Annotated in this window: 20 protein-coding genes and 1 riboswitch; of the genes, 8 read left to right on the top strand and 12 right to left on the bottom strand. The window is 38.2% G+C overall.

The window, feature by feature from the left end:
- Positions 1-30 precede the first annotated feature (30 nt).
- Positions 31-933 carry a LysR family transcriptional regulator gene (locus ACQKN3_RS13970; RefSeq protein ID WP_251690092.1) on the top strand — a complete coding sequence of 301 codons (903 nt, stop codon included), beginning with the start codon at positions 31-33 and terminating at the stop codon, positions 931-933.
- A gap of 126 nt (positions 934-1,059) precedes the next feature.
- Here ACQKN3_RS13970 and ACQKN3_RS13965 read toward each other — a convergent pair whose 3' ends face one another.
- From ACQKN3_RS13965 to ACQKN3_RS13920, 10 genes are all read right to left on the bottom strand, one after another.
- Positions 1,060-1,866: a MetQ/NlpA family ABC transporter substrate-binding protein gene (locus tag ACQKN3_RS13965; protein ID WP_427712383.1), complete on the bottom strand. Its 807-nt coding sequence runs from the start codon at positions 1,864-1,866 to the stop codon at positions 1,060-1,062.
- Positions 1,867-2,021: 155 nt separating this feature from the next.
- Positions 2,022-2,690, bottom strand: a complete 669-nt coding sequence (locus ACQKN3_RS13960) for a methionine ABC transporter permease (RefSeq protein WP_427712381.1) — start codon at positions 2,688-2,690, stop codon at positions 2,022-2,024.
- Entirely contained in the window at positions 2,683-3,711 is a 1,029-nt protein-coding gene (locus ACQKN3_RS13955) for a methionine ABC transporter ATP-binding protein (protein ID WP_008408682.1), read from the bottom strand. Before ACQKN3_RS13955 ends, ACQKN3_RS13960 begins: the two co-directional genes overlap by 8 nt.
- A 145-nt stretch (positions 3,712-3,856) precedes the next feature.
- Positions 3,857-3,959, bottom strand: a riboswitch (SAM riboswitch).
- A 61-nt stretch (positions 3,960-4,020) separates the two neighbouring features.
- Complete coding sequence (locus ACQKN3_RS13950; protein WP_427712377.1) at positions 4,021-4,323, bottom strand: thioredoxin family protein; 303 nt, start codon at positions 4,321-4,323, stop codon at positions 4,021-4,023.
- A 7-nt stretch (positions 4,324-4,330) separates the two neighbouring features.
- Positions 4,331-4,657, bottom strand: coding sequence for a toprim domain-containing protein (locus ACQKN3_RS13945; protein WP_251690095.1), 327 nt, complete (start codon positions 4,655-4,657; stop codon positions 4,331-4,333).
- A gap of 89 nt (positions 4,658-4,746) precedes the next feature.
- Complete coding sequence (gcvH, locus tag ACQKN3_RS13940; RefSeq protein WP_251690096.1) at positions 4,747-5,127, bottom strand: glycine cleavage system protein GcvH; 381 nt, start codon at positions 5,125-5,127, stop codon at positions 4,747-4,749.
- Between the two features lie 80 nt (positions 5,128-5,207).
- Positions 5,208-5,564, bottom strand: a complete 357-nt coding sequence (locus tag ACQKN3_RS13935; protein ID WP_427712374.1) for an arsenate reductase family protein — start codon at positions 5,562-5,564, stop codon at positions 5,208-5,210.
- A gap of 328 nt (positions 5,565-5,892) precedes the next feature.
- On the bottom strand, positions 5,893-7,677 hold the full coding sequence (locus ACQKN3_RS13930; RefSeq protein WP_251690098.1) for an acyl-CoA dehydrogenase family protein: 1,785 nt from the start codon (positions 7,675-7,677) through the stop codon (positions 5,893-5,895).
- 56 nt (positions 7,678-7,733) lie between these two features.
- Complete coding sequence (locus ACQKN3_RS13925) at positions 7,734-8,906, bottom strand: acetyl-CoA C-acetyltransferase (RefSeq protein ID WP_008408694.1); 1,173 nt, start codon at positions 8,904-8,906, stop codon at positions 7,734-7,736.
- A 121-nt stretch (positions 8,907-9,027) separates the two neighbouring features.
- Positions 9,028-11,412 (bottom strand): 3-hydroxyacyl-CoA dehydrogenase NAD-binding domain-containing protein, encoded by a 2,385-nt coding sequence (locus tag ACQKN3_RS13920; protein ID WP_427712370.1) that lies wholly within the window; start codon positions 11,410-11,412, stop codon positions 9,028-9,030.
- A 241-nt stretch (positions 11,413-11,653) separates the two neighbouring features.
- Here ACQKN3_RS13920 and ACQKN3_RS13915 point away from each other — a divergent pair, with 241 nt between their 5' ends.
- The 3 genes from ACQKN3_RS13915 (at position 11,654) to ACQKN3_RS13905 (ending at position 13,917) form a co-directional block, all read left to right on the top strand.
- Positions 11,654-11,971, top strand: coding sequence for a thioredoxin family protein (locus ACQKN3_RS13915; RefSeq protein ID WP_251690100.1), 318 nt, complete (start codon positions 11,654-11,656; stop codon positions 11,969-11,971).
- A 138-nt stretch (positions 11,972-12,109) separates the two neighbouring features.
- Positions 12,110-13,303, top strand: coding sequence for an MFS transporter (locus tag ACQKN3_RS13910; RefSeq protein ID WP_427712366.1), 1,194 nt, complete (start codon positions 12,110-12,112; stop codon positions 13,301-13,303).
- A gap of 2 nt (positions 13,304-13,305) precedes the next feature.
- Positions 13,306-13,917 carry an NAD(P)-dependent oxidoreductase gene (locus tag ACQKN3_RS13905; protein WP_427712363.1) on the top strand — a complete coding sequence of 204 codons (612 nt, stop codon included), beginning with the start codon at positions 13,306-13,308 and terminating at the stop codon, positions 13,915-13,917.
- Between the two features lie 46 nt (positions 13,918-13,963).
- Here ACQKN3_RS13905 and ACQKN3_RS13900 read toward each other — a convergent pair whose 3' ends face one another.
- Both ACQKN3_RS13900 and ACQKN3_RS13895 read right to left on the bottom strand, forming a co-directional pair.
- Positions 13,964-14,890: a hypothetical protein gene (locus ACQKN3_RS13900; protein WP_427712361.1), complete on the bottom strand. Its 927-nt coding sequence runs from the start codon at positions 14,888-14,890 to the stop codon at positions 13,964-13,966.
- Positions 14,859-15,383 (bottom strand): sigma-70 family RNA polymerase sigma factor, encoded by a 525-nt coding sequence (locus ACQKN3_RS13895; RefSeq protein WP_427712358.1) that lies wholly within the window; start codon positions 15,381-15,383, stop codon positions 14,859-14,861. The genes ACQKN3_RS13900 and ACQKN3_RS13895 overlap by 32 nt, the downstream gene beginning before the upstream one ends.
- Positions 15,384-15,513: 130 nt before the next feature.
- On the opposite strand from ACQKN3_RS13895, the gene ACQKN3_RS13890 reads away from it, so the two are divergent.
- The 4 genes from ACQKN3_RS13890 (at position 15,514) to ACQKN3_RS13875 (ending at position 19,766) form a co-directional block, all read left to right on the top strand.
- Positions 15,514-16,041 carry a C39 family peptidase gene (locus ACQKN3_RS13890; protein WP_427712356.1) on the top strand — a complete coding sequence of 176 codons (528 nt, stop codon included), beginning with the start codon at positions 15,514-15,516 and terminating at the stop codon, positions 16,039-16,041.
- A gap of 83 nt (positions 16,042-16,124) precedes the next feature.
- Positions 16,125-17,216 carry an endospore germination permease gene (locus ACQKN3_RS13885; RefSeq protein WP_427712354.1) on the top strand — a complete coding sequence of 364 codons (1,092 nt, stop codon included), beginning with the start codon at positions 16,125-16,127 and terminating at the stop codon, positions 17,214-17,216.
- On the top strand, positions 17,209-18,636 hold the full coding sequence (locus tag ACQKN3_RS13880) for a spore germination protein (RefSeq protein WP_427712351.1): 1,428 nt from the start codon (positions 17,209-17,211) through the stop codon (positions 18,634-18,636). Before ACQKN3_RS13885 ends, ACQKN3_RS13880 begins: the two co-directional genes overlap by 8 nt.
- Complete coding sequence (locus ACQKN3_RS13875) at positions 18,633-19,766, top strand: Ger(x)C family spore germination protein (RefSeq protein WP_427712348.1); 1,134 nt, start codon at positions 18,633-18,635, stop codon at positions 19,764-19,766. Before ACQKN3_RS13880 ends, ACQKN3_RS13875 begins: the two co-directional genes overlap by 4 nt.
- Positions 19,767-19,791 lie beyond the last annotated feature (25 nt).

Genomic DNA, 19,791 nt, shown 5'->3' with positions numbered 1-19,791 from the left:
TCTACTTTTTAGATGAATGGGGTGGGAAATGTGGAATTAAGACAGTTACGTTACTTTGTAGAGGTGGCAGAACGGGAGCATATTTCTGAAGCAGCGGAGCATTTACACGTTGCCCAGTCTGCAATCAGCAGGCAAATTGCCAACTTGGAAGAAGAACTCGGCACACCGCTTTTTGAACGAATTGGGCGTAACGTAAAGCTGACGCCGGTCGGGAAGATTTTTTTGGAACATTGTATTTCCGCACTCAAGGGAATTGATTTTGCTGCAAAGCAGGTAGAAGAATATTTAGACCCGGCAAAAGGGACAATTAAAATAGGTTTTCCTACAAGTTTGGCAAGCTATGTATTGCCGACCGTCATTTCGGCATTTAAAAAAGAATACCCGGAAATTTCTTTCCATTTGCGCCAAGGATCCTATAAGTATTTGATTGATGCGGTCAAAAATCGCGAGCTGAATTTAGCTTTGCTTGGACCATTACCACCAAAAGACGAAGCAATCAATACAACCGTGCTGTTTAGTGAAAACATCCATGCTTTATTGCCTGCAACACATCCACTAGCAAAAAAAGATTCAATTAACCTTGTCGATTTGCGTAATGACCAATTTGTACTTTTTCCGGAAGGCTATATTTTAAATAAAGTGGCTGTTGATGCATGCCGCTCTGTAGGCTTTATGCCGAATATCACTACCGAGGGAGAAGATATGGATGCTTTAAAAGGGCTTGTGGCAGCAGGAATCGGTGTGACACTTTTACCGGAAAGTTCACTTTACGATTCAACACCGCGCATGACTGTCAAAGTGCCGATTGCCATTCCTAATATAAGACGCACAGTCGGCATCATTGCACCAACAGCAAGAGATCTTGCTCCATCCGAAGAAGTATTCGTCAAATTTATATCCAACTTTTATTCACGATTAACACGATTCCAATAAAATGCATTGGGACAGAAAAAAATTTTCATTGGATAAGGAGATACCCCTTATTTAAGAAAAGGCTATTTTATGTCCAGAAAAAAAACCATTTTCTCCCCGAAGAGAGAAAATGGTTTTTTGATCATTTTATTCGCCTGAAACAGGTACTACAGAGCCGCCCCACTCTTCAACGATAAAGTCTTGTACTTCTTTTGAGCGTAATGCATCTACTAATGCTTTAATTTCTTTTGAATCTTCATCACCAGATTTTACTGCAATAATGTTTACATATGGTGATTCACTAGACTCGATTGCGATTGAATCTTCCAATGGGTTAATACCGTTATCGATTGCGAAGTTTGAGTTGATTAACACCGCATCGCCTTCTTCATTTTCATACATTTGCACTAATAATTCAGCTGCTGTGTTTGCATCGAATTCGAAGTTTTTCGGATTATCTACGATGTCTTTTATTTCTGCTTTTGTTTTATCAATACCTTCTGCTAATGTAATTAAACCTTGTGCTTCAAGTAATGAAAGCATACGTCCATGGTCTGCCACTGAGTTAGAAAGTAAAATCGTCGCACCTTCAGGAAGTTCTTCTAAAGATGAATATTTTTTAGAGTAAATACCAATCGGCTCGATGTGAATACCGCCAGCATTTGCAAAGTCATAATCGAAATCCGCTTTTTGAGCTTCGAAGTATGGGATGTGCTGGAAGTAGTTTGCATCTAAATCACCGTTATTTAAATCTTGGTTTGGAAGAACGTAGTCTGTATAAGTTTCAATTTCTAGCTCAATACCCTGTTCCTCTAAAATCGGCTTAACTTTTTCAAGGATAACTGCGTGTGGTGTATTTGACGCACCAACTACTAATTTTTCATCTTCTCCGCCACATGCTGCTAAAGCAAGTACTGAAGCTCCTAAAATAACGCTTGATAATAATTTCTTCATTTGTTTTACCTACCCTTTTTTTAGTTTGTCCAGTTTATCGAAACCTTTTTTATATTCTGATTATTTTTCTTATAGACGCGCACTTTTTTAAAGTTTGCGTCCATATTGTTTCGATGCACCATTATTTATAATTACGGCCATTTATGAGCCACTAACTATCGTTTGTCCACTCTTACTGTAATGAAGTCCCCAATAAATTGGATAATGAATACGACAACTAAAATTAAAACAGTTGCCATTAATGTCACATCTGTTCGGTTACGCTGGAAACCATCAAGGAATGCCAGGTTACCTAAACCACCCGCACCGATAATGCCGGCCATTGCTGTATATCCTACTAAAGCTACCGCAGTAACAGTAATACCAGAAATTAATGCCGGTAAGCTTTCCGGGATCAGCACTTTCCAAATAATCGTAGAAGTTTTCGCTCCCATTGAGCGGGCTGCTTCAATGACACCTTTATCAATTTCTCTTAATGCTATTAATACCATGCGCGCATAAAACGGTGCTGCCCCAATAATTAGCGCAGGTAATGCTGCATTGGCGCCACGGATTGTTCCAAGTAAAAACTTAGTAAATGGAATTAATAAAATGATTAAGACGATAAATGGAATCGACCGGAAAATGTTTACGAGTGATCCTGTCAAAAAGTGCACAATTTTATTTGCCCATAATTGATTGTCGCTCGTTAAAAATAAGACAATGCCAATTAGAAGTCCTAGTATAAATGTGATGACTGTCGCAACAGCCGTCATATAAATTGTTTCATATGTTGCTTCGAGCATTTTACCCCAATCTACGTTCGGAAATAATTGATTAAACATGCTCAATCACCTCCGCCTGAATTTCTTGCTTTGCTAAAAAGCTTAATGCTTCCGCGACTGCTTTTGGCTCGCCATCGATATGAATAAACAATGTACCAAACGAACCGCCCGTTGTATTTGAGATTTTGCCATGCACTATATTAACAACTACGTCAAATTGCTTAATCATTTGTGAGATGACAGGCTGTTCTGTCGTTGCCGCTGCAAATGTTAATTTAGCGATTTTGCCTTCTGGATAATTGGCTAAAATCTGTTCCAGTGATGCTTGCGTTTCCTGTGTTTCACCAGAAGCCTGTGATACGAAGTTTTTCGTAATTGGTGCTTGAGGATGCTGGAACACTTGCAATACATCTCCCTGTTCCACTACTTTACCGGCTTCCATTACCGCTACTCTGTTACAGATTTTGCGGATAACATGCATTTCATGTGTAATGAGTACAATTGTAAGTCCGATGTTTTTATTAATATCGAGCAGTAATTCCAAAATTGAATCCGTTGTTTCCGGATCAAGCGCTGAAGTCGCTTCATCACATAAAAGCACTTCCGGGTTGTTCGCCAACGCTCGTGCAATGCCGACACGCTGCTTTTGACCGCCTGACAATTGTGAAGGATACGCTTTCCCTCTTCCTTTTAAACCTACGAGTTCAATCAGCTCTTCTACTCGCTTTTCACGATCAGCTTTTGAAACGCCCGCAATTTCAAGTGGAAATGCGATGTTTTCTTCAACTGTACGTGACCAGAGCAGATTGAAGTGCTGGAAAATCATACTTATTTTTTGGCGTGCTTCTCGTAATTTTGCCCCGGAAGCTTTTGCAATATCCTGGCCGCCTACAATGACAGAACCTGTTGTAGGCTTTTCCAAACCGTTCAGCAGTCGGATCATCGTACTTTTACCGGCACCACTGTAGCCGATAATTCCGTATATTTCACCTTTGTTAATCGATAGGCTTACATTATCAACTGCTGTAAGTTTACCGTTTTTCGTGTTATACACTTTTGTAATATTTTGTATATCAATCATCGGTTGTACTCCTTCTAAATTGAAATAACCTTCCTGCTATTTCAAAATCATGTTCTATTCTCATTCAAAACCTCCGTTGAATGAAAAAAACCTTTCTACCAAGACAAGTAGAAAGGTTTCACATACATTTATACGGTAAACCGTTCTCTCATCTTTCAAAGTTTAAACTTTGTGTGAATTGGCACCTTTGCGTAAACGCTGGTTGCCGGGCTTCATAGGGCACTTCCCTCCACCTCTCTTTATAAGAGCAACGTTATTAAGTTTTATTATTATGAATGTTACTTTATCACGACAAAGTGACTACGTCAATTACTTTTTTAATATTTCATACAAAAACGGTACGGATTTAAATGCATAAATTTTATTCGTTAGTTCCCCGTTGTCTGAAACGATTAAACAAGGTACACTTTCAATTTTCAATTCATATGGTAAATCCCCTAAATAATTGATATTTGCCATACCAAGCGGAAGATCTGGGAGTAATTTCTCAATTACTTCCAACATTTTTTCCGACACTTCACAAGTGCCGCACATAGGCGTATATAAGAAAAACGCTGTCTGATCATACTGTTCTACGTTCTGTTCCCATTGCTGTTTCGTCCATTGTTCCATTATACTGTCATCCTTCTTTTACTAAAAATTTTGCCTGTAGTAAAATATCCCTTAAGATTTTAGTAGGTGTTTTTTCTACTTCTACATATTCGTGAGGTATGATAAGCTGTGTCGCTTCGGGATATGCACGGTTCATCAGTTTACGTAACTTCTCACCGTTTTTATCTGCATCAAACATAGTGATAATTTCATCTTGCTCATATTCTTCCAATAAATCAATTAAATTGACTTCGCTTATCGTGCCATTTGTACAAATAATTGTCACGTCTTCAGCTAATATCGGGATTAATCTCAATTTATCGGCACGTCCTTCTACAACGATGCATCTTCCCATATAACACGCTTCCTTTCATTCGTCACCTTTATATATAGAATAACAAAAAAACACTAAAACCTTTATATAGAAGGCTTTAGTGTTTCATATTATTGTTCGATTAATGCAGTGTAAGCATCTGCGTCTAATAACTCGTCTACTTCTGCTTCACTTGTTAACTCAACAGTAACCATCCATGCATTACCGTATGGTGATTCATTTACATATTCAGGATTGTCCAGTAATTCTTCGTTGATTGCAACAACTTTACCAGAAAGTGGTGCATATAGTTCAGAAACTGTTTTAACAGATTCTACACTACCGAAAGGCTGATCCCTTGAAATTTCATCGCCTACTTCAGGTAACTCTACGAATACGATATCGCCTAGTTCAGACTGTGCGAAATCCGTAATACCGATTGTCGCTTTACCGTCTTCAATTTTAACCCACTCATGCTCTTTTGAATAACGTAATTCTTTAGGTGTGCTCATTCGAAAACCTCCATGTTATATGTAGTACATTCAAGTTCATTTTGCCATATTTCGTTCGGAAATACAATGTGAATAACTGTTTATTTCCAAGTTTCTAAGAAGTCAGACTCCTTAAATCCTAAAGTTAATTTTTTACCATCTGTAACGATTGGTCGCTTAATTAACATACCATCCGATGCTAATAGCTCTAATTGCTCATCCTCGGACATTGTCGGTAATTTATCTTTTAGGCCTAATTCACGATATTTCATGCCAGATGTATTAAAGAATTTCTTCAGCGGCACTCCACTAGCTTCGTAAATTGCTTTAAGTTCCTCTTTAGATGGTGTCTGCTCTACAATATGAATATTTACATAGTCCACACCTTGCTCATCTAGCCATTTTTGCGCTTTTTTACAAGTTGTACATTTCGGATATTGGATGAATTTTACTGTCATGTAAGTACTCCTTTTTGCCCTGGATTTTCCTATATTGTAACGGATATAGAAGGACAAATCAAAAATGTGTTCGCACTATCGGAGTTTTACTGGTTATGGTTGTTATTAGAAGATGTGCAAAAATATTAGAACATGCCCGACATATTTTAGAAGAACGGCTTCACTTCACTTATTAGAAACTTTGGGTGACATAATAGAAGATAGGAAACTTATATTAGAAGTTCCCATGTATATTAGACATTTTGAAATTATATTAGAACATTTTACATTTTATTAGAAAACCCATAGAAAAACCGGGTGCATTGTATACACCCGGTTACCGTCTTTATTAAACTACATATTTTTCTGCTTCGATTAGTTTCGCTGCAGCTTCACGTTTTTTCGGAATTAAGTTGTAAGGGTTGTTGCGCGTTAATTTACGTAATGCTGATAAAATCATACGTGCATCGTCACCTTCAACTGAAGCGATTAATGTTTCTTTTGCTTCTTTTTCGATTTCTGCGAATGCTTCCTGACAGAAAATTTGAGTGTAAAGAATTTTTTGTGCTGCTTTTTCTTCTCCGTCACGCTCGATTGCTTTTTGTGTACGGATTACTGCAGATTCCATTGCGTATAATTGGTTCGCAATGTTTGCGATGTTTACTAACAGCTCTTGTTCCGCATCCAGTTTTGCACCGTAGCGTTGTGCTGCTGCACCTGCTGCAAGTACTGCAATCTTCTTGGCATTTTTCACTAAATATTTCTCTTGCTCTAAAGCACCTTGGCCGATTTCTTCAGGCATAAGCATTAATAGCTCGTTTTGCAGTTCTTGCGCAACTTGTAATAGTGGTAACTCACCTTTTAATGCTTTTTTCATAAATGTGCCCGGTACGATCATACGGTTAATTTCGTTTGTACCTTCGAAAATACGGTTAATACGAGAGTCGCGGTAAATGCGTTCTACTTCGTACTCAGCCATAAAGCCGTAACCACCGTGTAACTGAACCGCTTCATCCGCTACGAAATCCAATGTTTCAGAACCGAATACTTTTGCGATCGAGCACTCAATAGCATATTCAGCGATTGCTGCTGCAACTGATTTGCCGTCTTTTTGCTCTTCATCAGATAACTGGCTTAAACGGTCTTCGAAATAACCAACTGTACGATAGTTTAAAGATTCAGATGCATAAATGTGAGAAGCCATTGATGCGATTTTTTCTTTCGTTAAGTTGAAATCCGATAATTTTGTTTTGAATTGCTGACGTTGGTTCGTATAAGCAACTGCTAATTCAAATGCACGTTTTGATGCACCTACAGTACCTACTCCTAATTTATAACGTCCGATATTTAAAATGTTGAATGCAATAATATGACCGCGGCCTACTTCACCTAGTAAGTTTTCTACAGGCACTTCTGCATCTTCTAAAATTAATGTACGAGTTGAAGATGATTTAATCCCCATTTTCTTCTCTTCCGGACCTACAGAAACACCTGGGAATGAACGCTCTACGATGAATGCAGTGAATTTATCGCCATCGATTTTTGCGTATACAACGAATACATCTGCAAAGCCTGCATTTGTAATCCATTGTTTTTCACCATTTAATACGTAATGTGTGCCAGCTTCATTTAACTTAGCTGTTGTTTTAGCGCCTAATGCATCCGAACCTGAACCTGGCTCTGTTAATGCATATGCTGCGATTAATGCACCTGAAGCTAACTTCGGTAAGTACTTCGTTTTTTGCTCATGGTTACCGAATAATACGATTGGTAATGAACCGATCCCTACATGGGCACCGTGCGTGATTGAGAAACCGCCAGCCGGTGACATTTTTTCTGCGATTAATGCAGAAGAAATTTTGTCTAAGCCTAGCCCTTCATATTCTTCAGGTACGTCAGCTGCTAGTAAACCTAAATCACCTGCTGTTTTTAATAGACGTACAGAGTGATCGAACTCATGGTGCTCTAAGTTTTCAACTACCGGTAATACTTCGTTCGTTACATATTCCTGTGTTGTTTGAGCAATCATTTTTTGCTCGTCTGTGAAATCTTCCGGTGTAATTACTCGGTTAATATCCACGTCCTCGATTAAAAAGCCGCCACCTTTAATAATGCTGTTTGTTGTTTGTGCCATTATAAATTCCTCCCTAGTTTCCTTTGTGATTTTTATTGTATTGTTTCCCCAGACAATTAAAGAACTTCAAATACCCCTGCTGCGCCCATTCCGCCGCCGATACACATTGTTACAACACCGTATTTACCGCCGCGGCGTTTTAATTCGTTGATTAACTTCACTGTAAGAATCGCACCTGTTGCACCTAGTGGATGACCTAATGCGATAGCCCCTCCGTTAACATTCACTTTCTCCATATCAATACCTAGCTCACGAACTACTTGGATTGACTGTGATGCGAATGCTTCGTTAATTTCCCATAGGTCTACTTGATCTTGTGTAATCCCTGCAATTTCAAGTGCTTTCGGTACTGCTACGATTGGACCGATACCCATTACTTCCGGTGGAACTCCGCCGACAGCAAATCCTAGGAATTTTGCCAGTGGCTGCATGCCTTGTTTCTCCGCTTCTTCACGGTCCATTACTAGTACTGCTGCTGCACCGTCAGAAGTTTGAGAAGCATTTCCTGCTGTTACAGAACCTTTTACATTGAATGCTGGACGTAATTTTGCCAACGTTTCTACCGATGTACCTGGACGAACCCCTTCATCTGTATCAAAGATTGTAACTTTTTCTTTTAACTGGTTGTTTTCATCGACGTAATATTCCGTCACTTCAACCGGAACGATTTCGTCTTTAAACTTACCTTCTTTAATCGCTTTTTCAGCTAATTCGTGTGAACGTACTGCAAAAGCATCCTGCTCTTCACGTGTTACATTGTAACGATTCGCTACCTCTTCAGCTGTGTGACCCATACCGATATAGTATTGTGGTGCCTCTTCAGCAATTTTCGGGTTTAGGCGAACTGTATTACCAGTCATCGGAATCATACTCATTGACTCTGTACCACCCGCAACGATTGCTTTTGCATGGCCAAGCATAATGCGCTCTGCTGCATAGGCAATTGTTTGTAGCCCTGATGAACAGAAACGGTTAACTGTTAATGCTGGTGTTTCATCCGGTAACCCTGCCAATGCCCCAACTAAGCGGGCAACATTCATCCCTTGTTCTGCTTCTGGCATTGCACATCCCATAATTAAATCATCAACTGGACCTTCATAGCCCGCACGTTTTAATGCTTCTTTTACTACTACTGCACCAAAATCATCTGGACGAGTGTTCGCAAGTGATCCTTTTTTCGCACGCCCGATTGGTGTTCGTGCTCCTGCAACGATAACGGCTTCACGCATAATGATGTTTCCCCCTTGTGATTAGCCAGCAAGTAAACTCGTAAGCTAGTTGCCGGCAAAATATTTCAACTGATACAACGTTTTAAGATAAAGTCTGTCGCTTTTTGCGCACGGACTTCGATTAGTTACGTAATGGCTTTCCTTTTACAAGCATGTGCTGCATACGCATTTGTGATTTTTGGTCTGCAACTAATTCAAGGAATGCTTGTTTTTCCAGGTTTAATAAGTACTCTTCTGAAACTTCTGTTCCGTATGGTACCTTTCCGCCTGCGATTACATATGCAAGTTTCTTCGCGATTTTCAGATCATGCTCTGTAATATAGCCTGAATCGAACATTCCTTGAGCCCCTAATAACAATGTTGCATAACCAGGTGCGCCTACTACTTTCACCGGTTTTTTCACTGGTGCTGTATAGCCAGCTTCCGCAAGTGCAAGTGCTGCTTGTTTTGCATCATAGATTAAGTGATCCGGATTTACTGAAATACCGTCCGCAAAGTCCAGGAAGTTATTTTCACGTGCTTCTTCACCAGAAGTCGAAACTTTTGCCATTGCAATTGTTTCGAATACTTTGTTTGCGATTTGCTGGTAATCTACTTCCACGCCATTTGGCAAGCCTTTAATGAACTTTTGGTAAAGCCCTAAGTTACCGCCGCCTCCTGGGATTAAGCCGACACCTACTTCTACAAGACCCATGTATGTTTCAGCAGATGCTTGAATATGTGCAGCCGGTAAACATACTTCCGCTCCGCCACCTAATGCCATTTGGAATGGTGCCGCAACAACCGGTTTTGTTGAATATTTAATACGGCGCATTGCTTGCTGGAATGACTTAATAACAAAGTCCAATTCAAAAATATTATCATCTTGTGCTTCCATTAAAATCATCGCAAGGTTGGCACCGACACAGAAGTTTTTACCTTGGTTCCCAATTACAAGGCCTTTAAAGTTTTTCTCAACTTCATCAATGGCATAGTTGATCATTTGAACAATATCCAGACCGATTGCATTTGATTTTGAGTGGAATTCAAGTAACGCGATTCCATCACCTAAATCGATTAGGCTTGCACCTGAATTCGATTTGATCACGCCATGTTTTTTCTTGTAGCGTTTTAAGTCGATCGCTTTTTCATTTACAGGAACTTTTACATATTCTGAACCGTTGTAGTAAGCTAAATCACCATCGATTTCTGAATAGAATGTTTTCTGGCCTTTCTCTAATAATCCAGTAACGAATTCTGGAATTTCACGGCCTTCTTCTTTCATTTTAACGACTGATTTTTCTACGCCGATTGCATCCCACATTTCAAATGGACCTTGAGCCCAGCCGAAGCCCCATTTCATTGCATTGTCAATTGCAACGATGTCATCAGCAATTTCACCTACTAATTTTCCTGAGTAAATTAATGTCGGTGCAAATGAATTCCATAATAGTTCCCCAACTCGGTCATTTGCATAAATTAAAACTTTTAATTTGCCTCCTGGACCTTTTGCTTGTTTTGCCATTTCCAATGATGGTGCTACAAGTTTCGTAGTCGGTTCATATTCAAATGTTGATAGATTCAATTGCAGAATTTCTTTTCCTACTTTTTTGAAGAATCCTTGGCCCGATTTCGCGCCAATCCAGCCATTTGAGATCATTTTCTTTAAAATAGGTGATTCTTCAAATACTGCCTGTTCTTCACCCGTTGTCTGGTCATATACGTTTGTAGCAACATGTGCAAAAGTATCAAGACCAACAACATCCAAAGTGCGGAATGTCGCAGATTTCGGACGTCCGATTAGTGGTCCTGTTACCGAATCTACTTCCCCTACTGTATAGTTACGTGCAATCATTTCGTTCATTGTCACGATTAGGCCGTATGTTCCGATTCGGTTAGCGATAAAATTCGGTGTATCCTTTGCGATAACAACACCTTTACCTAATACATCCTCACCGAATGTTTGCATAAAGCTTACAACTTCCGGGTTTGTCGTGTTTGCCGGAATGATTTCCAGTAATTTTAAATAGCGTGGCGGGTTGAAGAAATGTGTCCCAAGGAAATGCGCCTGGAAATCTTCTGAACGCCCTTCCGCCATTGCGTTAATGCTAACCCCTGATGTATTTGATGAAACGATTGTGCCTGGTTTACGTACAGCATCAATCTTTTCAAATAAGCCTTTTTTAATTTCTAATCTTTCTACAATTACTTCAATAATCCAGTCAACATCTTTCAGCTTTTCTAAATCATCGTCAAAGTTACCTGGTGTAATTAATGCTAGATTTTTTTTCGATGAAAGTGGTGCTGGTTTTTGCTTTAGTAATTTTTGCATTGCTGAAACTGCAAAACGATTTTTAACAGGTTTTGAATCAAGTGTTAACCCCTTAGCTTCTTCTTCCTTTGTTAGTTCGCCCGGAGCTATGTCCAATAACAATGTAGGAATCCCGATATTCGCCAAATGTGCTGCAATCCCTGAACCCATTACCCCTGAACCTAAAACCGCTACTTTTTCAATTTTGTAAGACACGAGCACTTCCCCCTTCTCTCTTGAATGAACAGTCATTCATTTTGAAATCAAAAAAAAACTTCAAACAGCTTTTCTGTTCTTAGTGTAGATTATTTTGACAATTTAAGCAATAATTTTCTCGCAATTTTAAATAAAATTATTATTCTTATATTTTTATTGCGAGAAGGAACATATATTAAGCTAAATTACTTTTCGTAAGCTGTCATAATCGTGTACAATGGGCGTAAGGAGCGTGATTAATATGCAAGAAATTACAACAATTGAACAATTCACAGAACTGACAAGCAATGAAAAACCAGTAATCGTAAAATTCTTCGCTGGCTGGTGCCCGGACTGCACACGTATGGATATGTTTATCGATCCAATTATTGAAGAGTACAATCAATATGACTGGTATTCAATCAACCGTGATAACTTCCCGGATTTAGCGGAGAAATATCAAGTAATGGGTATTCCTTCATTACTAATCTTCAAAAATGGTGAAAAATTAGCACACTTACATAGCGCTAATGCAAAATCACCTGCACAAGTAGAAGAATTCTTAAACGCACAAGTATAATATGTATTTATGAATAAATCCAAAAGTTTACCGCTTTTGGATTTATTTTTTATTTTTCATAAGCTAAAGCGCTAGTCATAATGCGGTTTTTTAATTACAATTGATTACGTGAAATTTTATTGTAAGAAAGGAAAATTTATGACTTCAGATCAACGAAAAAAGCTCGCTTTACTTATGCTTAACATGTTTATTGCTGTTGGGAGTTTCGGGATTATCATTCCAATTATCCCTGCCTATTTAAAAGAAATTGGGCAAGGCGGAACAGCTGCAGGTTTAATCATTGCGATTTTTGCATTCGCACAATTTTTAGTATCACCTATCGGGGGAAAATGGACGGATAAGTATGGTCGTCGCCCGCTCATTAATATCGGACTGCTTACGTTAGCTATTTCGATGTTTATTTTCTACTTTGCTGATTCCATTTGGCTGCTTTACTTTTCACGTGCTATCGGCGGAATTGGCTGTGCGTTCTTAATTCCTGCGATTTTCGCATATGTAGCAGACATTACAACAATGGATCAACGTGCAAAAGGTAATAGCTTTATTTCAGCCTCGATGTCACTCGGTATTGTAATCGGACCAGGTATCGGAGGTTTTTTAGCGGATTTCGGACTTAAAACACCGCTTCTTGTTTCAGCGGTAGTCGGATTGCTTGCGTTTATCGTATCTTATTTTACTTTGGCGGAGAGCCAGGAAGAGAAAGTCGAAATTCTTCAAGACGAAAACTCTTCAATGATGAAAGATATTCTTTTATCTGTTAAAAAGCCATTCTTTATTCCACTAATTATTACGCTAATCATGAGTTTCGGTTTAATGTCTTATGAAACTGTTCTTGGACTTTATGTAGATGATAAATTTGGTGCAACACCACAGGAAATTGCCTTCATGGTCACATCAACAGGATTAGTCGGTGTTATTATGCAATTATTTGTAGTTGACCGCCTTGTGAAAGCGATTGGCGAAGTAAATGTATTAAAATTATTTTTAGTCGTTACGGCTTCTGGCTTCTTCCTGTCGATTATCGCAGGAAGCTATACGATGTTCTTTGCGATTTCGTTATTAATATTCCTTGCGACATCAATTTTGCGTCCTGTATTAACGACATTAATTTCAAAAATGGCCGGGAATGAACAAGGGTTTGCAATGGGTATGAACAATGCCTATATGAGTATAGGCAATATTATGGGCCCTCTTCTTGCAGGCGCGTTATATGACATCGATATCCTATACCCGTTTATCGCAGGATTAATCATATTAATTTTCACTATTATTCTAACATTTATGTGGAAAGGTATTAAGATCCAAAAAGCAGCATTAAAAGGAGGCCATTAATCGTGAAAATTATTGTATTCGGGGCTACTGGTGGCGTTGGCCAGCATTTTGTTGAAATGGCTGTCGCCGCTGGTCATACTGTTACCGCATTTGTACGTACACCTGAAAAGTTAAAAACGAAAGATGTAACAATTATTCAAGGCGATGCATTTAATGCAGAGCAAGTGGCCGATGCGATCGTCGGGCAAGAAGCGGTCATTTCATGTTTAGGTTCAAGTACAGGTGTAAAGAAATCCAATGAACTTGAAACAATGGGTAAAAACATTGCGGACGGTATGGAGAAAGCTGGCGTAAAACGTTTAGTGTATTGCGCTTCAGCTGGCGTGGATGGAGAAATTCCGGGTGTATTGGGGAAACTCATGATGAAAATGCTCGCAAATCCATTAGCGGACCACCGCGCAGCGCTTAACTATTACAAAACAAAAGATATTACGTACACAATCGCTCGTCCTATGGGCTTAAAAGATGAACCGTTAAAAATCGATTACAAAGAAGCAGTCGATACGGTTCCAAAAGGTTCAAGCTCGATTCCAAGAGCAAGCGTTGCACATTTTATGGTAAATGCATTGGATGATGCACAATACGAAAACAAATCAGTTGGTTTATGCAGCTAAATATACAGACAAAAACTACCCCAAATACTTGAGGTAGTTTTTGTTTTTATTTGGCGTTGTTGATTTCTTCTATCTTCTCGGCTAATTGATGAAAATGATCGGCCAGTGCTTTTGGAATTTTGAACACTGTCAAAGTATTATTTACTATATCATGTTTTTTTACATAGCTTGCTTCATTGCTTTCACTCACCATTAGCTCCAGGTTTCCTCTATTTCCATTCTCATATTTAATATCAATCATGTACTCAGGTATGCTTAATCTAATGTACTCTTCATTCACGGTTGCCTGATTGAATAATTCATTTACCTCGTCTAAATCTTCCTCTAAAGTATAAGCATATGTCCCAAGACCGCCGATTTTATAAATCCCCAGCGATTGGATTTTATCATCCAGCAGAATATCACTAGTTTTAGGTATATCTTCAAAAGCAATCGGTATTGTATATTCATTACCTCTCTCGTCTACAAGGATACGAGGAGCGGTCCGTGTCAAGATCCAGCTAAACCCGTCATCCCCTGTAATGAAATATTGGTTATCTTTTGTTTTGATTTTTATATTTGTATATCTTTCCTCGAATAATTCCCCCGAGTAGGGTATTTCATCTTCTGATTTAGGTTTTTCTAAATAAAGGCGTGTATCGCTTGTGTAATAAAGTGTTCCATTATTAAATACATACATTAATCTGCTATCTCTACGATTTTGCATCATCATGTCATTAAAATGTTCAGGTTTTGCCAAATACATATTCTCATCTTCCGAATCTACCGCCAACTGGTCATCCGATTGTGGCATAAAGTAAAGTATTCCGCCAATTACAAATAGAAACAGTAATACAATGGCCGGTTGCATGAGCGGCACTTGCTTCTTACGTTGTTTTTTTCCATCCGACACTTTTTGTACAAATGCTTCATTCATCAGCGGCTCATTGCTAATCACTTCATCAATTGCTCGTTTCATTTGAGAATTCGTCATGCCACTCACCACCTTTTAATTGATCTCTTAACTTTTCACGTCCACGCCTAAGTCTCGTTTTCACGGTATTGTCCGAAATTGAGAGTAAATGTGCGATTTCATCGATTTTCAGTTCCTTATAATAATAGAGAATGATAATTTCACGGTACTTAATCGGAAGCTCAAGAACTGCATTTCCCAGTAACTGATTTTCGTTTTGTTCAAGCACTTGCTGTTCTGCAGATTTCGTCCCTTGAAAAATTTGCTGTATTTTATTCGTTAAAATGGTATTTTTATAGCTCCAGCTGCGTAAATAATCATAACTGCGATTGATCGTCATTCGGTATAAGTATGTTCGGTAACTCGCATTTCCGCGGAAGTGCTCACGCTGTTCATATGCTTTCAGCAGTACATCCTGTACAATATCTTCTGCCATTTCTTTATTTTTCACATATGTATAGGATAGTCGAAGTAATTCCTCGCCATGTGTTCTTATAAACTCTTCAAGCTGCATTTTCTTCCCCCCTCTTCTCCAAATGCCAACCGTTAGACGGAGCTGTTTTATTTTTAGTTTCAACTTTAAATGTTTATTTTTTTTGAATGTGGGTATTAAACTACTTTATAACAATTTGGAGGTTTTTAGTATGCGAGTATTATTAAATGTAAATGGCAGGTCACAATATAGTTCGGACATCCGGCCTGAATATCAAAACTCGGCATGCGGCCCAACGACTGCACACGTTATTTTGAATTACTTATGCGAAGACGAAAAAATCCGCACAAAAGATGTAAATGAACTTTATAAATTTTTAGGCGGCACAAAAATCGGACTTTTTAAATGGCGGATGATCAGAAACTTGCGTCGATTGCTAGGGGAAGACTGGTGTATCGAGGAATGTACATTAACACAGGCGATTGAGCAATTACGCTTAGGTAATCCGGTAGCGATGAAGTTTGATGTGTATTTTACCGGGCAGTTTTTGAAAAATTATACCCCTCTCTATAAATACCACTGGGTACCGTTAATTGGTTATGAAATAAAAGACGATGAACTCTACTTAACGATTCATGATAATGGCGGTCGTAACCGTGACAGTCAAATCCGGACTTTTAAATATGATGACCAACGCAATATTTTAAGCTTTGTGAAAATCGAAAAGGAACAGCAGTAGCATTTTATGCTACTGCTGTTCCTTTTTCTGAATAAATGCTTAGTCAATTGGCTATTACTGTAAAAAAACTGCGAGGATATATTATGAAATCAGTTGGCTCTATTAGTATTTTACATATAATTTTTTTAACGATGACATTCATCGGGTTAAAAAACCATGTCACGATTATTCCATCCTTACTAAATGGAGCAGGTCGTGATGCTTGGTTTTCTGTTATTTTTTCAATATTTTTAATGATTCCCTGGTTAGTTCTTCCTTTTATCACATTAAAAAAACTTAAAGACGAATCAATTCGTATGTATTTACTAAACAATTACCCAAAGCTGGGCAAAGTGCTTATTTTTATTATCGCTTTTTACTTGCTTCTCATGGCCGTTATTACAATGCATGAAACACTACAATGGGTTTCAACAACCTTTTTGCTGCAAACGCCGCCATTGCTTTTGTTTTTCTTTTTTACAATTGTATGCTTTTTACTGGCAACATCCTCCATATTAACGATTACGATGGTCAATGTTGTCGTCTTGTTTGGTGTTGTCGTCCTTGGTTTCTTTATCGCCATTGTTAATATTCAAGTGAAAGATTATGCATTGCTGCAGCCATTTTTCGAGCATGGATTTACACCGGTTTTCACATCTATGGTATATCCTGCTTCCGGCTTTATTGAGCTTTATTTGCTCGTATTCATTCAGCAGCACTTTAAAACAAAGCTTAAATTTTGGCATTTATTAATCATGCTCTTTATACTATTTGGTTTAACACTAGGTCCCTTATTGGGGGCAATTGCAGAATTCGGACCAACTGAGGCTGCTAAACAGCGCTACCCCGCATTTGAAGAATGGCGAATTGCCTCAATCGGAAGCTTTATAAACCATATCGATTTCTTTTCTATTTACCAGTGGCTTACAGGTGCATTTGTACGTGTTGGTTTTATATTATTCATAACTATCGAGCTATTAGGGTTCACTGGTCAAAAGAAGAAAGTTTGGGAATATACTTTTCCGCTCTTTGTTTTTTGCTCGCTGCCTCTTTATTTACTCGATGACAGTATATTTAGCAAATGGAAGGGGCAATATTTTCTAATAAGTACTACGTTATTCTTTTTCGTACTTTCATTTATTCTCTTAATATTAGTAAATCGAAAATCGAAGCGAAAGTTGGAATATAATGATTGAATACGCTACCTTAAAAAAGCAATTTGATAATTGTGCTGATATTCGCTTTCAAACATTCGACTTCCCTGCAAGCAATGTTATGCTCATCACCTGTGAAGCGATGACAGATAATCATTTATTCAATGAAGTAGTCGTACCCCGATTAAGAATGGCATGCCAACAAAAGGAACAATTTGATGAGGCAGTTTTAATGCAGAAACTGCATCTTCCCCAGCTATTGAAAATTGAAGATTTGCAAGAAGCTATTACGAATGTATTTAGCGGATTTGTTCTTATTTATATCGAGAATTTAAATATACTGTTATGCAGCAATATTGAAAACAAGCCTAATCGAAGCCCTGAGGAAACAAACTTAGAAGTAACTATTAAAGGTCCACGTGATAACTTCATAGAAGATTTAGGTGTAAATATTGCTCTTATACGCAAACGTCTGCCTACGAATTCTTTAAGTGTTGAAAAGATAACGTTAGGAACACGTTCAAAAACAAAAATCGCTATTTTATATTTTAATGACATTGCAGATTTATCTATCTTAAAACAATTAAAAAAACAACTCTCTGAAATTGATACAGATGTTATTCTAAGTGGTGAATTAATAATGGAACGGATGAATAAAATTTCATATTTAATTCCTTTAAATGATTCGACAGGTCGTCCTGATTTCGCGATGCAAGCACTCGTTACCGGACGCTTTATCATTTTAGTAGACGGAATTGCATACGCAATTATTACGCCCGCCAATATTCTAACATTATTAAAGTCCGGAGAGGATAATGATTTCCCGTCGATATTCAGCTCGTTTGAAAGATTATTACGTTTATTCTGCATATTAATAGCGCTTTTACTTCCAGCTTTTTGGCTTGCGTTAACAACATTTCATCAAGAGCAGCTCCCAATTCAATTACTTGCGACAGTTGTACAAGCAAATACGGGCTCCCCACTGCCTGCTGCTTTAGAAATGCTTGGAATGCTTTTTATGTTCGAGTTATTTCGTGAAGCGGGATTACGCTTACCGAGTATTTTAGGTGGAACGATCAGTGTTGTAGGAGGTTTAATTATAGGGGATGCAGCCATCCGAGCTGGGATTACAAGTCCGGCAATGATTGTGGTCATAGCCATTTCAACGATTGCTACCTTTACACTTGTCAATCAGTCCCTCGTTACAACGATAAGCATGCTGCGAATTGTAATTATTATTATTACATCGATTTTAGGACTTTTCGGCTTCTTCTTATCTATTTATATTTGCCTTGTTTATATCGCGAATATCCGTGTATTTGGAGTTCCTTATTTAAATATAGCAGTCAATTTGAGCTGGGATAATTTAAAAATGTCCCTGTTCCGTCCACCAGCAACTTCTAACACTAAACGACCGGAAGTATTAAATGTTAAAGATAAAACAAAGGAAAAAACAAAATGAAGAAATTACTTTTATTTCCATTGTTACTTTTAGTTGCTGGCTGCTGGGATACAAATCAGCCTGAACGTATGTATTATTTACTTGGCCTAGGAATCGATTATAAAGAAGATCAATATGAAATTTATAGTCAAGTTGTTGCTTTCACTAATATTGCTAAAAGCGAACAGCCAAACCCGGAAGCTACGCAGGCTGAAGTTGGGATTGCCAAAGGAAAGACTTTTGATGAAGCATTTTTTAATTTATATCAAACGATGGATGAACGCTTCTTTTTAGGGCATTTAAACTATGTTCTCTTTTCGGAAAATATCGCAAAGGAAGGTAAAGTAGAACCTGTTATCAATTCCCTTATCCGTTACAGGGAATGGAGGTATACAACTTGGGCTTATATTACAGATTCACCACTTAAGGAAGCTTTGCTCATCACACCCATTATTAATAAATCCATTACCCTTTCAAAGGTGTCCGACCCGCTCAGTTCATTTAATCAGTCATCCCGGGTCCGTCCTATACAATTACGGGAACTTATGATTCATTTGAATGAACCTAGTCATGAAACGAAAATACCATTCATCGAAATTAGCGAAAACTGGTCAAAGGAAGATGGACCGGACCCAGTCTATTCATTTAAAGGCATAAGCATTCTCGGTAAGAACTCTGGTTTAAAAGGGAACTTATTAGGCGACGATTTAAAAGGTATTCAATGGCTGGAAAATGAAACAGACCGCTCAGATATTACCGTTAAAACGGAAGAATTTGAAGAATTATATACAACGACAACCGTTGACGAAGTGCGTTCTAAAATTACACCAATTGTTTCCGATAGTAATGTGCAATTCGATTTACAAGTGCAATTGGTTGTTCAAACAAATGAAATGCGTGATGAAAATAAAATGGATTTATTAGAAAGTAAGATTAAGGAGCAAGTAAAAGAAGAAATCGAGCAAACCTATAAAGCTTCCTTAAAATTTGATGCTGATATTTACCGGTTAGCTGAGGTATTGTATCGAAAAGATTTGAAAACTTGGAAAAAGTATGAACAAGATGGAAATATTCCTCTTGACGAGTCTACTATTCGGAAAGTGGATGTGGAGCTTGTAAAAGTCAAAGGTGAACGTATCATTTCCCATTAAAAAGAGGTTGTGCAACTGTGCACAA

It is taken from the genome of Solibacillus sp. NPDC093137, assembly GCF_050280445.1.
Lineage (GTDB): Bacteria > Bacillota > Bacilli > Bacillales_A > Planococcaceae > Solibacillus > Solibacillus isronensis_B.
The sequence above is the reverse complement of the archived record's forward strand: the minus strand, read 5'-3'. Positions and strand labels throughout refer to the sequence as shown.